The organism is Caballeronia eucalypticola, from assembly GCF_047608185.1.
Lineage (GTDB): Bacteria > Pseudomonadota > Gammaproteobacteria > Burkholderiales > Burkholderiaceae > Caballeronia.
In genome coordinates this window covers 1-12,776 of the sequence record NZ_JBLKRU010000046.1, presented here as the reverse complement: position 1 = coordinate 12,776, position 12,776 = coordinate 1, and the positions used below count along the sequence as shown (strand labels likewise).

Sequence of the window (12,776 nt, the reverse complement as noted above, 5' to 3'; positions counted from 1 at the left end):
CTATTTGGCGAATTGCTGCGTGAAGCGCACGAGTTCATCGACTTTTTCACGCGCTTGCCCGCTCGCGATCACCTCTTTCGCGAGGGCCATGCCGGCTTCAATCGATTCCGCCACGTTGGCCGCGTATAGCGCCGTGCCCGCATTCAACGTCACGATTTCGCGCGCGACGCACGGCTTGTTGTTCAGCGCGCCGAGCAGCATGGTCTTCGATTCCTGCGCGTCGGCCACCTTCAGCGTCCGGTTCGACACCATCTGCAGGCCGAAGTCTTCCGGGTGAATTTCATACTCGCGCACTTCGCCGTTGCGCAATTCGCCCACCACCGTTGCCGCCCCCAGCGATACCTCGTCCATGCCGTCCTTGCCGTACACGACCAGCACGTGCTTGGCGCCCAGGCGTTGCATCACGCGTACCTGAATGCCGACGAGATCTTCATGGAACACGCCCATCAACTGATTCGGTGCGCCTGCCGGATTGGTCAGCGGACCGAGAATGTTGAAAATCGTCCGCACGCCGAGTTCTCGACGCACCGGCGCGATGTTTTTCATCGCCGGATGATGGTTCGGCGCAAACATGAAACCCATGCCCGTTTCGGCAATGGATTGCGCCACTTGTTCCGGCTGCAGATCGATATTCACGCCCAGCGCCTCAAGCACATCCGCGCTGCCCGATTTACTCGATACCCCGCGATTACCGTGCTTCGCGACTTTCGCGCCCGCGGCCGCCGTGACAAACATGGTGGCCGTCGAGATGTTGAAAGTGTGCGAACCGTCGCCGCCCGTTCCGACGATATCGACGAGATTGTCGCTGTCCGGCACGCTCACGTGATTCGCAAACTCGCGCATCACGGTGGCCGCCGCCGCGATCTCCCCGATGGTTTCCTTCTTCACGCGCAACCCCGTGATGATCGCGGCGGACATCACCGGCGACATCTGGCCGCGCATGATCATGCGCATCAGGTGCAGCATTTCGTCGTGGAAAATCTCGCGATGCTCGATCGTCCGTTGCAATGCTTCCTGGGCCGTAATAGTCATGATCGGATCTCGGTTCACGCGCGAATGCCTTGCGCCGGGCTCTTGACGAAGTTTTCGAGCAGCGCGTGGCCGTGCTCGGACAAAATGGATTCCGGGTGGAATTGGACGCCCTCGACCGCGAGTTCCTTGTGGCGGACGCCCATGATTTCGCCGTCAGGCGTCCACGCCGATATTTCCAGGCAATCCGGCAGCGATTCACGCTCGATCGCGAGCGAGTGATAACGCGTCACGCTGAAGTGTTTCGGCAGATCGGCAAACACGCCGCGGCCATCGGTTTCAATAGTGCTCACCTTGCCGTGCATGATGGTTTGCGCGCGCACCACGCGTCCGCCGAACGCCTCGCCAATCGCCTGATGGCCGAGGCAAACGCCCAGAATAGGGATTTTTCCGGAGAATTCGCGCAGCACGTCGAGTGTGATGCCCGCGTGTTGCGGATTGCTCGGCCCCGGCGAAAGGCAGATCCGCTCGGGATTCAGCTTCGCGATTTCATCGAGGGTAATTTCGTCGTTGCGGTACGTGTGTACGTCCTCACCCAGTTCGCCGAAATACTGAACCAGGTTATAGGTGAACGAATCGTAGTTATCGATCGTCAGCAGCATGATTTGTCTCCGGATCAGAAGTCGCTATCGAGGCCGTCTTGCACCTGCTCGGCGGCGCGCAGCACTGCTCGCGCCTTGTTCTCCGTCTCCTGCCATTCCGACTCGGGCACTGAATCCGCGACGACACCCGCTGCCGCCTGCACGTACAAATTGCCCTTGTGAATGAGACCGGTGCGGATCGCGATGGCGAGATCCATCTCGCCGGTGAACGAAAGATAACCGCAAGCGCCGCCGTACAGTCCGCGTTTCACCGGCTCCAGCTCGTCGATGATTTGCATCGCACGCACTTTCGGCGCGCCCGACAACGTGCCAGCCGGGAAAGTGGCGCGCAGCACGTCGAAATTCGTCGTGCCGGGTTTCAGCTTGCCTTCAACCGAACTCACAATATGCTGGACGTGCGAGTACTTTTCGATCGCCAGCTTGTCCGTCACCACGACCGATCCCGTTTGGGCAATCCGCCCGACGTCGTTACGCGCCAGGTCGATCAGCATCACGTGTTCGGCCACTTCCTTCGGGTCATTCAGCAATTCGGTCGCGAGTTCGGCATCGCGTTCGGGCGTGTTGCCGCGCGGCCGCGTTCCAGCGAGCGGGCGAATTGTGACGATGCGTTCGTCGCCGCGCTTTTCCTGACGCACCAGAATTTCCGGCGATGCCCCCACCACATGGAATTCGCCGCCGAAGTTGTAGTAATACATATACGGCGATGGATTCAGCGAGCGCAACGCCCGATACAGCGAGAGCGGGTTATCGCGGAATGGCTTCACGAGCCGCTGGCCCACCTGAACCTGCATCAATTCGCCCGCCGCGATGTATTCCTTCGCCTTGCGCACCGCGTTCAGGTAATCGTCCTTCGCAAACTCTCGATACGTCTCCGTGCGCACGCTCGCCGACGTCACCGGCGGTTGCACAGTCGTGCGCAAACGCGCGCGCAATTCGCGCAGACGCTGTTTGGCTTTGGTAAAAGCTTCGGGCGCGGTTGGATCGGCGTAGACGATCAGATAAAGCTTGCCGGCGAGGTTATCGATAACCGCCATTTCCTCGGTCAGCAACAACTGGATATCGGGCAGGCCGAGATCGTCGCGCGGAGCCGAATGGGCCAGCTTCTTTTCGATATAACGCACGGCGTCATAACCGAAATACCCGGCCAGGCCGCCGCAAAAACGGGGCAGTCCCGGGCGCTGCGCAATCTTGAAGCGCTTCTGAAATTCTTCGATAAATGTCAGCGGATCAGCTTCGCTCGTTTCGATGACATTGCCGTCCTTTACGACTTCGGACACGCCGTTTTGCACGCGAATCATGGTGCGGGCCGGCAAGCCGATAAACGAGTAACGCCCGAAGCGTTCGCCGCCCACCACTGATTCCAGCAGGAACGAGTTGGCGCCGTTGCGCTCGGTTTGAGCCAGCTTAAGATAAAGCGAAAGCGGCGTTTCGAGGTCGGCAAGCGCCTCGGCGATTAGCGGAATGCGGTTGAAACCTTCATTCGCCAGCGATTGGAATTCGAGTTCGGTCATGTTCTGATCCTTTACGTGTCGCTTGTTGGATTTGGCGACATCGAGCACACACTGGGCGTTGCGGACAATTTACCGCACGGCGCGAATTTCGCTTTCATCGCTTTCATTTGTGCATTGCCGGAAGCTTCACGCGCTGTCCCGATCGTTCCGACTGTAGCCGCGTTTGCACACGGTACGGCCACAAAACGAAGTTTGGGCATAGCGAATGATGCGGCTCAGGCCAGGCATCAACGTAAAAACTCGGCGGGATCGGCGCGCGGAATGCGCAGCGAAACAAAAAACGGTTGCCGAAGATGAGCTTCAGCGACCCTCGGGCGAGGTTAGCGCGACCAGCGGCGCCAGGGCCAGGCTCCCCGGTCGATGCTGCTCAGACTCCGTTTTTTGTTCAGAAACATGAGGATTGAACTAGTCAGTCGATGTTGTCGCGCCGGGTGCAGCGGGCGCGGCCATGGTTGCTGCTATTGCCTGTGCGGCGGCTAGCAGGGAAGAAACTATACCATCGGATTTCACCAGATGCACAGGTTTGCCGTGGTTATAACCGTAAGGCACCGTCAGCGTCGCCATGCCCGCGGCACGCCCCGCCAGCGCGTCATTCTCCGAGTCGCCAATGGCTACAGCTTCGCGCGGCAGCACGTCCAGCCGCTCGCAGGCAATCAGCATAGGCGTCGGATCCGGTTTTTTTTGCGGGACGGAATCGCCGCCGAGCACGACCTTGAAGTATTCGGCCAGACCGAATTTCGTCAGCAATTCGACCGCGAACCGATGCGGCTTGTTTGTCACGCAGGCCAGCGGCAATCCCAGATCCCGCAGCGCTTTCAGGCCTTCCGTGACTTCGGGAAACAGGCTGGAATGCTGGCCGTTGATGCGTGCGTATTCCGTCTGATAGATCGCGATCGCATCGTCGAACTTCGTGCTTGCTTCAAGTGCTGAAAACCGCACGGCCAGCACGCAGCGGATCAGGTTCTCCGACCCCTTGCCGATATAGCCAATGACTTCGTCGCGATCCGTGGCCTTCGTGCCAAGCCGCGCCAGCATGCCGTTGAGAGCCGCGACGAAATCGTCGGCGGTGTCGACCATCGTGCCGTCGAGATCAATGATCGCCGCGCGCAGCGTTTTGTTCGTGAACGCGGGAAGCTCTGCCGTCAGTTCGCTCATCGCGCTTCCCCCGTGTTCACTTTGGCCAGTTCAGCGCGCATTTGCGCAATCACGTCGTGATAATTGTGATGACCGAAAATGGCGGAACCGGCCACAAAGGTGTCCGCGCCAGCTTCAGCAATTTCCCGGATGTTGTCAATTTTGACGCCGCCGTCCACTTCGAGATGAATCTCGCGTCCGGTCCGCTCGCGGTATTCGTCGATACGCCGACGCGCCTCGCGCAGCTTGTTAAGCGCTTCCGGAATGAACGATTGTCCGCCAAAGCCCGGATTCACCGACATGATCAGCACCAGGTCGACCTTGTCCATCACGTGGTCAAGATGATTGAGCGACGTGGCCGGGTTGAACACAAGGCCCGCCTTGCAGCCGTGGTCGCGGATTAGCGAAAGCGTGCGATCGATATGATCCGAACCTTGTGGGTGAAAGCTGATCACATTAGCACCGGCCTTCGCGAAATCCGGCACGATACGATCGACCGGCCGCACCATCAGATGCACGTCGATAGGAACGTCTGTATGCGGTCGCAGCGCCTCGCAGACCATGGGGCCGATCGTCAGGTTCGGAACGTAATGGTTGTCCATCACGTCGAAGTGAATCCAGTCTGCGCCAGCGGCGACCACATTGCGGACCTCTTCGCCGAGAATGGCGAAGTCGGCGGACAAGATACTGGGGGACAGGCGAAATTGCGTCATGACGTCGGCCGGTTGCGAGCGGAAATTGCATTTTACAGCGTGATGACGTTTTTGACCGCTGACCGAATGGCCTACGTCTCGTCTTGTGTCCCGTCCCGTGGCCTTCCGCAGGCGTTTCGCGTGTATGACAAAGACCTTGCGCACGGTGGCGTTCTGTTGCGGGCACCGGCTGCATCAAGCAGAATGCGTCACCTGCGTTCACGCAAATAAATTCGCGCAACCCGCGCCGGTCCTCTGTCCCCAAGGGGGTAGGGGTCGAACCCGCGCAGCACATTTTTGAATTGGAAAAGCGATGAGCCAGTATGAATTCAGTGTATCCGTCCAGACGCAATATCTTCCCGAACAATCGGAACCGGACGCGCACCAGTTTGCGTTCGCCTACACCCTGACCATCCGGAACACCGGCCAGGTCGCGGCCCAACTGATCTCGCGCCACTGGATCATCACGGATAGCGACGACGTGGTTCAGGAAGTAAAGGGACTTGGCGTGGTCGGCAATCAGCCGTTGCTGCCGCCGGGCGAGAAATTCGAATACACAAGCTGGGCCGTCATTGCAACGCCCGTCGGCACCATGCGCGGTTCGTATTTTTGCGTAGCCGAAGACGGCGAGCGTTTCGAAGCGCCAGTTGCCGAGTTTTCGTTGCACATGCCGCGTACGCTGCATTGAACCGGTAGCGCTGAAGCACGTGCTGTGATGGCGCTTGCGTTTCTCCCTAGCGCCTATTTTTCTTCTTGCCCGACGCCGTCCACACGACGATAAAGATCAGCAGAAGCAGCGCCACGAGAGACTCGAGCGCAAAAATAAGCATTGGGTATTCGTCGAATAGATCAGACATGGCGGTTCTCATCAAGAACGAACATTGTATGCGTTTCACTCGCTCGCTCGCCGGATTGGCGGGTTGGGCGGCGTCGATCACAGCAGCCGTCCTGCTCGCTTCGTGCGGAGGCGGCGGCGCTATCAAGTCCGGGTCTCTTGCGCCGCCCACCGGCGCCCCGATCATCACGGGACAGCGCGCGGCTAATCGCCTGACCGCGGTGAGCTGGCAGCAGGTGCCCGGCTGGCAGGACGATTCGCTCCTTGGCGCAACCGCCGCGATGCGCCAGAACTGCAGCCGTCTCGCTCAACAGCCCGCGTGGCGCCGAGCGTGCGCAGCGGCGCAGCGGCTTGACGATCTAGACATGAACGCTGCCCGCGAATTCTTCGAGGCGTATTTCACGCCATTTCAGTTGGCCAACACCGACGGCACGCTCGATGGTCTCGTGACCGGTTACTACGAGCCTTTACTGCGCGGTTCGCGTTCGCGTCACGGGCCTTATCAATACGCTTTGTATCGATGGCCGTATCGCTTCAAACCTGGCGCGGCACTGCCGACGCGCGCCCAGCTTGAAAGTTCGGGTGCGTTGAACGGCAACGAACTGGTGTGGGTCGACGATCCTATCGAAGCGTTCTTCCTGCAGATCCAGGGCTCGGGACAAGTCGTGATGGAAGACGGGACCACGATGCGCGTTGGTTTTGGCGGGACTAACAACCAGCCGTACAAATCGATCGGGCGTGAATTGCTGGACCGGCGTGAACTCACGCCTGCACAGGCCACCATGCAAGGTATCAAGGCGTGGGCGAAAGCGAATCCGTCGCGTGTCGATGCATTGCTCGACGTCAATCCGCGCTTTGTGTTTTTCCGCGAGATGCCGGGCACGGAAACGCTGGCGGCTGGGGTGGGAACCGGGCCGGTAGGTGCGCTGGGGGTGCCGCTTACACCCGAACGTTCGATCGCCGTCGATCCGTCCTCCATCCCGCTCGGCACCCCGGTTTTCTTGCAGACCACCCGCCCGTTAAGCAATTCGCCGATGAATCGGCTGGTGTTCGCCCAGGACACGGGCAGCGCGATCAAGGGCGGCGTGCGCGCGGATTATTTCTGGGGTTTGGGCGACGATGCCGGAGATCTCGCTGGCCGGATGAAGCAGGCCGGCAGGATGTGGCTGCTGCTGCCGAATTCGTAGACGGGTTGTTTCGTTTTGTTTTGTTTGGAGCCGTCGCAACGAAAATTGAAAGCGCCGGCTTTGCGCCGGCACTTACGCAATCAGTTCGCTGCTTTCGGCGGATCGATCAATCGCGAGTGGACCAAATGGAAATTCGAGCCTCGGATGTGGGCGCCGCTTGCAGAGTCAGCTCGCCATTTTTCGCTGGTCGATCACGCGCCGCGCTTTTCCAACCGACCTCTCAATACCGTTCACACCCAGCACCTGAACCACTGCGCTCACACCGATCAACGCCTTGATGTCATGAGTGAGCGCGGCTTTGGCCTGATCGAGAACACTCGTATCCGGGGCCGTTTCAGGACAGGGTTCGACATTCAGCGTGAGCACATCGAGCGGTCCTTCCTTCGTCAGCACAATCTGATAGTGCGGTGCGAGTGCGTGTTGTTTGAGCAGTAACTCTTCAATCTGCGTGGGGAAAACATTCACGCCGCGCACGATCATCATGTCGTCCGAGCGCCCCGTAATCTTTTCCATCCGACGCATGGTTCGCGCGGTGCCGGGCAAAAGCCGTGTGAGATCGCGAGTCCGATAGCGGACGATTGGCAGCGCTTCCTTGGTCAGTGAAGTGAATACGAGTTCGCCCAGCTCGCCGTCTGGCAAGACCTCGCCGGTCTCAGGATCGATGATCTCAGGATAGAAATGATCTTCCCAGATCGTTGGGCCGTCCTTCGTCTCGACACACTCCGACGCCACCCCCGGTCCCATTACTTCCGATAGTCCGTATATATCGACAGCGTCAATGCCCATCCGCTTCTCGATCGCTGTGCGCATGTCGTTCGTCCAGGGCTCGGCGCCGAAGATCCCGATGCGCAGCGAGCAATCAGCAGGATGAACGCCCTGGCGTTCGAGTTCGTCGGCGATCGACAGCATGTAGCTGGGCGTCACCATGATAATGTCGGGACGGAAATCCTGAATTAGTTGCACTTGCTTTTCAGTCTGGCCGCCACCAAACGGGATCACCGTCAAACCCGCGCGCTCGGCGCCGTAGTGAGCGCCGAGGCCGCCCGTGAATAAACCATAGCCGTAACTGACGTGAACTTTGTCTCCACGGCGGGCGCCCGCAGCCCGGATGGAACGCGCGACGAGATTTGCCCAGGTGTCGATGTCCTTCGCCGTGTAGCCAACCACGGTCGGCTTGCCCGTTGTTCCCGACGATGCGTGGATTCGCGAAATCTGGTCGTGCGGAACGGCGAACATGCCGTACGGATAGTTATCGCGGAGATCCTTCTTTGTCGTGAACGGGAAGCGCGCCAAGTCGGCCAGGGTTTTGATGTCATCCGGGTGCACGCCCGCTTCGTCGAACTTGCGTCGGTACACCGGCGAATTTTCATACGCGTGGGCAAGCGACCACTTGAGGCGTTCGAGTTGCAGCGCCATTAGTTCGTCGCGGCTGGCCGTCTCGATCGGGTCCAGCGGAAGCGCGGTGTTCATCGAATGTCTCCTTTCTTGATCGTCAGTCAACGGCCCGAATCGAGTTCGTCTGGGCGCTGTATTTTGTAGAGTGAATCAGGATCAGGATTTCACGGGCACCAGGGTGCCCTTTATCTGCGATGACTTGCCTCGGAACATGGCGACCGTTTCGCCTTCACGGTTCGTGACGCGAATGTCGTAGATCCCGGTTCGCCCGGTCAGCGATTGTTCGACCGCCTCTGCCGACAAGCGGTCGCCGCCCTTCACTGCACGCAGAAATTCGATGGAACAGCCTGCCGCGACCGTATTGATGTTGTACGAGTTGCAGGCAAACGCAAACGTGGAGTCGGCAAGCGTGAAAATGAGTCCGCCGTGGCAGATGCCGTGACCGTTCAGAAAGTCACCACGGACGTTCATCTGCATGCACGCGTACCCCGGGCGAACTTCCTTGAGTTCGAGGCCGAGTGCACGGCTGCATGCATCGGCTTCGTACATGGCTTGCGCGGTCGCGTTGGCGAGTTCTTCAGGCGTCATTGCTGCGTTCTCCCGGAGTTTTCTTTTTGCGTTTCAAAGGCCGTCGAAGCGGGGAGCACGTTTTTCCTTGAAGGCGGCGACACCCTCGGCATAGTCGTGCGAGTCACCCAGTTCGCGTTGAACGTCGCGCTCCAGATCGAGCTGCTGATCGAGCGTGTTGTTCGCGGCGGCGCGGATCGAGTGCTTGATCGCAGCGATGGCCTTGGCGGGTTGTTGCGCAAGTTGCGTAGCAAGCTTCAGCGTCGCGCTCTGCAATTGCTCGTCGTCGACCACTTTCCATACCAATCCCCACGCTTCAGCTTGTTCGGCACCCAGCTTGTCGCCAGTCAACGCAAGGCCCAGCGCCCGTGCTTCACCTACGCGCCGTGGCAAAAGCCACGTGCCGCCGGAATCCGGCACCAGTCCGATCTTCACAAAAGCCTGGACGAAACTCGCTGAACGCGCCGCTACGATCAGGTCGCACGCCATGGCGAGATTCGCTCCCGCACCGGCCGCTATACCGTTGACGGCGGCAATCACGGGCAGCGGCGACGCCTGCAGGCGTCGCACGAGCGGATTGAAGTAACGGTCGATCAGCGCTCCCAGGTTGGTCATCGCTCCAGGCGTGAAATCAAGATCCGCGAGATCCTGGCCCGCGCAAAAACCGCGGCCTGCGCCCGTGATCACCAATGCTCGGGCGTTACTTCCTTCTACCTGATCGAGCGCTTTGCTCAATTCTTCATGCATCGTCCGTGTGAAGCTGTTCAGCTTGTCGGGACGGTTCAGCGTCAATGTAGCGACGTGCGTGCTGGCGTCGATATGGATAACGATTGAATTGCCGTTGTCGGACATGGTGTCTCCTTGCTCGCTACGTTGTGCAAATACGCATGCCTTCGATACTAGCCGCGCCTGCCGCCGCTTTCCATTCGGCCAGATGGCCTACGTCTCCGGGCGACGTTGCGCTCTGGGCACCTATGCCGTTTGGCCAGCTGTTGCGGGCGCGGTCTTCGGTGCAACATGCACCCTGCTTTGGACCACGCGGAAGCGGTTCGCCACGTACGCTGCATCGGACAACGCTGAGTTCGCTGCGGGATTAGCGCCGGTGCCGTGGAAGTCCGAATACGCCGCCGTCTGGTTGACGAACACGCCACCCGTCAAGTTGATCGAGAGCGCGACGCCGCCGCGAATCGCTGCATCGTAGGCTGCTTCGATTACTGCATCGTCGGTGCTGTACACGGAGAACGTGAGCGCGCCATGTTCGGCGGCAATCGATCCTGCCAGATCGAGTGACTGTGCCGTCGAGTCCGTAGCAATGACAAACGAGATTGGGCCAAACCATTCCTGCGTGAATTTTGCTGCGTCGGCGCGAACGTCCATTTTCAACATGAGGGGAGTCCGTACGTGAGCATCAGGGAACGCGGGATGAGCAAGCGATTGACTATCCGTCAGCACTTCACCGAGTTGCAGGGCGTCGGCAATGCGAGCCATTACGCCATCATTCTGAATGGCGCCTGTCAATTCGACGGCGCGGGCTGGATCGGAGACCAGCTTTTCGACGGCAGCCGCGAGCGTCTTCGCGACGTCGTCGAAGCTCATGTGGCCTTCGGCTGTGTGGATGCCGTCGCGTGGCACATAGATGTTTTGCGGCGCCGTGCACATTTGCCCGGAGTACAACGCCAGGGAGAACGCGATATTTCCGGCAACAGCTTTGAGGTTATCGACGGAATCAATCACGATCTGATTGACGCCGGCCTTCTCTGTATAAACCTGCGCCTGATGCGCATTGCGCTCGAGCCAGTTGCCGTTTTGCGTGCTGCCGGTGAAATCGATCAGCTTGACTTCGGGGCGCAGCGCAAGATCTTGAACGAGGGTGCCGTCGTTGGCTTCGGTCGCAAGCAGCGTGACCACGTTCGGATCGAATCCGGCTTCACGCAGAACGTCGCGAGCGATGCGCACGGTAATAGCCAGCGGCAAGATCGCGCCCGGATGCGGTTTGACGATCACCGTGTTACCCGTGGCCAGATCGGCGAACATGCCCGGATAGCCATTCCACGTGGGGAATGTGCAGCAACCGAGGACGACACCCGTGCCGCGCGGCACGACGGTGAAACACTTGTGCATCGCGAGCGGAGGATTTTTGCCTTGGGGCTTTTCCCAATAAGCGTCGGCGGGAATTCTGCGAAGCTCATCCCATGCGTAGGCTACCGCTTCGAGCGCGCGATCCTGCGCATGCGGGCCGCCTGCCTGGAAGGCCATCATGAAGGCCTGTCCGGTCGTGTGCATTACGCTATAGCCGATCTCGAAGCTCGCCTTATTCAGTCGGGTCAATATTTCGAGACTTACGCCCACCCACGCGTCAGGACCTGCCGCACGCCACCGGCTTTGAGCCGCGACGGATGCGGCCAGCAGCGTGTCGACGCTCACTTTGGGATAACGAATCCCGAGCGCGATTCCAAAGGGCGAACGCTCATTGCCAACCGTTTCGCCGCTGGTCGGTTGGTCCAGATCGAACGTCCGGTTCAGGTGTGCTTTGAAGGCCGCCTCGCCGTCCGGATTTGCTGTTTCGCCGTACACTTTGGGACTTGGCATTTCGGGAAACGGTGTCCAGTAGGCACGGGTTGCAATGGCGGCAAGCGCTTGATTGAGCGTTGCTTCGTGCTTCGTGAATAGTGGATGTGTCATGGGCGGCAAGGGGAAAGTGACAATGATGGAGGCTCGGTCAATTAATTGACCGACCGGTTGGTTTGCGAATGTTAGCATTTTGAGACGCGTGCGCGAAGCGTTTTTCGCGCGAGTTCACATAGGAGGAATGGATGGCTTACGAGAATCTATTGACCGAAGTCCGCGGACGAGTCGGCTTGATCACGCTGAACCGGCCCAAGGCGCTGAACGCGCTAAACGATGCCCTGATGGATGAGCTCGGCATCGTGCTGAAGCAATTCGATGCCGACGAGAACATCGGCGCGATCGTGCTGACCGGTAGCGAAAAGGCGTTCGCAGCGGGAGCGGATATCGGGATGATGGCCGGCTATTCCTATATGGACACGTTCAAGGGCGACTACATCACGCGCAATTGGGAAACGGTGCGCACTATTCGCAAGCCAATCATTGCCGCTGTGTCAGGCTTCGCGCTGGGTGGGGGATGTGAGCTAGCCATGATGTGCGACATCATCATTGCCGCGGATACCGCCAAGTTCGGTCAACCTGAGATCAAGCTTGGCGTGATTCCAGGCGCCGGCGGCACGCAGCGTCTGCCGCGTGCAGTGTCGAAAGCGAAGGCAATGGACATGTGCCTGACCGCGCGCATGATGGGCGCCGAGGAGGCGGAGCGCGCAGGGTTGGTATCCCGCGTTGTTCCGGTGGCAAGCTTATTAGATGAAGCAATGGAAGCTGCATCGACAATCGCGAGCTTCTCACTGCCAGCGGTAATGATGGCAAAAGAGTCTGTTAATCGCGCATACGAATCCACGTTGGCAGAAGGAGTTCACTTCGAGCGGCGCATGTTTCATTCGCTCTTCGCTACTGAAGATCAGAAGGAAGGAATGGCCGCGTTTGTCGAAAAGCGCAAACCGGTTTTTAAGCACCGCTGAAATTCTTTTCATGAACCCCTTGCGCGAGTGAGAAACGGGCACTAGAATTCCGTTCCTTCGCTTCACGAAGAGGCGAAGGGAAGTGAGAAAGTGCAGATGGCGTATCGTTTAAGAGGATGCCGCAAAGCCAAGCAGGACGGGCTTCGCAGCGAATCGGAAAGTCGGGGTTGAGTAAAAAACCTGTTGACGAAAAGCGAAACGCAGGACATAATCTCGTTTCTGTGCTGCAGATGC

The 12,776-nt window shown here is 59.2% G+C and carries 14 protein-coding genes; 3 read left to right on the top strand and 11 right to left on the bottom strand.

Annotated features, from left to right (window positions below; translation table 11 throughout):
* From trpD to rpe, 5 genes are all read right to left on the bottom strand, one after another.
* A complete protein-coding gene (gene trpD, locus ACMX25_RS33195) occupies positions 1 to 1,032 on the bottom strand; it encodes an anthranilate phosphoribosyltransferase (RefSeq protein ID WP_414954134.1) in 1,032 nt (343 codons plus the stop codon).
* Between the two features lie 14 nt (positions 1,033 to 1,046).
* Positions 1,047 to 1,631: an aminodeoxychorismate/anthranilate synthase component II gene (locus ACMX25_RS33190; RefSeq protein WP_414954133.1), complete on the bottom strand. Its 585-nt coding sequence runs from the start codon at positions 1,629 to 1,631 to the stop codon at positions 1,047 to 1,049.
* 14 nt (positions 1,632 to 1,645) lie between these two features.
* Complete coding sequence (gene trpE, locus ACMX25_RS33185) at positions 1,646 to 3,142, bottom strand: anthranilate synthase component I (RefSeq protein WP_414954132.1); 1,497 nt, start codon at positions 3,140 to 3,142, stop codon at positions 1,646 to 1,648.
* A 405-nt stretch (positions 3,143 to 3,547) separates the two neighbouring features.
* Entirely contained in the window at positions 3,548 to 4,297 is a 750-nt protein-coding gene (locus tag ACMX25_RS33180) for a phosphoglycolate phosphatase (RefSeq protein ID WP_414954131.1), read from the bottom strand.
* The gene (gene rpe, locus ACMX25_RS33175; RefSeq protein WP_414954130.1) at positions 4,294 to 4,989 is read right to left on the bottom strand and encodes a ribulose-phosphate 3-epimerase; all 696 of its coding nucleotides are present in this window, start codon (positions 4,987 to 4,989) and stop codon (positions 4,294 to 4,296) included. The genes ACMX25_RS33180 and rpe overlap by 4 nt, the downstream gene beginning before the upstream one ends.
* A gap of 292 nt (positions 4,990 to 5,281) precedes the next feature.
* Between rpe and apaG the strand changes: the two genes are divergently transcribed.
* Entirely contained in the window at positions 5,282 to 5,656 is a 375-nt protein-coding gene (gene apaG, locus ACMX25_RS33170; protein ID WP_299719001.1) for a Co2+/Mg2+ efflux protein ApaG, read from the top strand.
* 46 nt (positions 5,657 to 5,702) lie between these two features.
* Here the strand turns inward: apaG and ACMX25_RS33165 are convergent, their stop codons facing one another.
* Positions 5,703 to 5,825, bottom strand: a complete 123-nt coding sequence (locus tag ACMX25_RS33165) for a hypothetical protein (protein WP_047898369.1) — start codon at positions 5,823 to 5,825, stop codon at positions 5,703 to 5,705.
* Here ACMX25_RS33165 and mltA point away from each other — a divergent pair.
* Positions 5,824 to 6,990, top strand: a complete 1,167-nt coding sequence (mltA, locus tag ACMX25_RS33160; RefSeq protein WP_414954129.1) for a murein transglycosylase A — start codon at positions 5,824 to 5,826, stop codon at positions 6,988 to 6,990. The two genes, ACMX25_RS33165 and mltA, sit on opposite strands and share 2 nt — an antisense overlap.
* Before the next feature lie 165 nt (positions 6,991 to 7,155).
* On the opposite strand, the gene paaK is transcribed toward mltA, so the two are convergent.
* From paaK to paaN, 4 genes are all read right to left on the bottom strand, one after another.
* Positions 7,156 to 8,460, bottom strand: a complete 1,305-nt coding sequence (gene paaK / locus ACMX25_RS33155) for a phenylacetate--CoA ligase PaaK (protein ID WP_414954128.1) — start codon at positions 8,458 to 8,460, stop codon at positions 7,156 to 7,158.
* 81 nt (positions 8,461 to 8,541) lie between these two features.
* A complete protein-coding gene (gene paaI / locus ACMX25_RS33150; RefSeq protein WP_414954127.1) occupies positions 8,542 to 8,973 on the bottom strand; it encodes a hydroxyphenylacetyl-CoA thioesterase PaaI in 432 nt (143 codons plus the stop codon).
* A 33-nt stretch (positions 8,974 to 9,006) separates the two neighbouring features.
* Complete coding sequence (gene paaG / locus ACMX25_RS33145) at positions 9,007 to 9,804, bottom strand: 2-(1,2-epoxy-1,2-dihydrophenyl)acetyl-CoA isomerase PaaG (RefSeq protein ID WP_414954126.1); 798 nt, start codon at positions 9,802 to 9,804, stop codon at positions 9,007 to 9,009.
* 120 nt (positions 9,805 to 9,924) lie between these two features.
* Complete coding sequence (gene paaN / locus ACMX25_RS33140) at positions 9,925 to 11,634, bottom strand: phenylacetic acid degradation protein PaaN (protein WP_414954125.1); 1,710 nt, start codon at positions 11,632 to 11,634, stop codon at positions 9,925 to 9,927.
* A gap of 131 nt (positions 11,635 to 11,765) precedes the next feature.
* Here paaN and ACMX25_RS33135 point away from each other — a divergent pair, with 131 nt between their 5' ends.
* Entirely contained in the window at positions 11,766 to 12,542 is a 777-nt protein-coding gene (locus ACMX25_RS33135; protein WP_414954124.1) for an enoyl-CoA hydratase, read from the top strand.
* Here ACMX25_RS33135 and ACMX25_RS33130 read toward each other — a convergent pair.
* A partial coding sequence (locus ACMX25_RS33130) for a hypothetical protein (RefSeq protein WP_414954123.1) occupies positions 12,529 to 12,776 on the bottom strand: 248 nt, incomplete at its 5' end. The genes ACMX25_RS33135 and ACMX25_RS33130 overlap by 14 nt on opposite strands.

Bases quoted from the DNA above. Each gene is read 5' to 3' on its own strand.
- ACMX25_RS33180 (WP_414954131.1), bottom strand. From the start codon at position 4,297: ATGAGCGAACTGACGGCAGAGCTTCCCGCGTTCACGAACAAAACGCTG.
- mltA (WP_414954129.1), top strand. From the start codon at position 5,824: ATGGCGGTTCTCATCAAGAACGAACATTGTATGCGTTTCACTCGCTCG.
- rpe (WP_414954130.1), bottom strand. From the start codon at position 4,989: ATGACGCAATTTCGCCTGTCCCCCAGTATCTTGTCCGCCGACTTCGCC.
- ACMX25_RS33165 (WP_047898369.1), bottom strand. From the start codon at position 5,825: ATGTCTGATCTATTCGACGAATACCCAATGCTTATTTTTGCGCTCGAG.
- trpE (WP_414954132.1), bottom strand. From the start codon at position 3,142: ATGACCGAACTCGAATTCCAATCGCTGGCGAATGAAGGTTTCAACCGC.
- paaG (WP_414954126.1), bottom strand. From the start codon at position 9,804: ATGTCCGACAACGGCAATTCAATCGTTATCCATATCGACGCCAGCACG.
- ACMX25_RS33190 (WP_414954133.1), bottom strand. From the start codon at position 1,631: ATGCTGCTGACGATCGATAACTACGATTCGTTCACCTATAACCTGGTT.
- ACMX25_RS33135 (WP_414954124.1), top strand. From the start codon at position 11,766: ATGGCTTACGAGAATCTATTGACCGAAGTCCGCGGACGAGTCGGCTTG.
- apaG (WP_299719001.1), top strand. From the start codon at position 5,282: ATGAGCCAGTATGAATTCAGTGTATCCGTCCAGACGCAATATCTTCCC.
- trpD (WP_414954134.1), bottom strand. From the start codon at position 1,032: ATGACTATTACGGCCCAGGAAGCATTGCAACGGACGATCGAGCATCGC.
- paaI (WP_414954127.1), bottom strand. From the start codon at position 8,973: ATGACGCCTGAAGAACTCGCCAACGCGACCGCGCAAGCCATGTACGAA.
- paaK (WP_414954128.1), bottom strand. From the start codon at position 8,460: ATGAACACCGCGCTTCCGCTGGACCCGATCGAGACGGCCAGCCGCGAC.
- paaN (WP_414954125.1), bottom strand. From the start codon at position 11,634: ATGACACATCCACTATTCACGAAGCACGAAGCAACGCTCAATCAAGCG.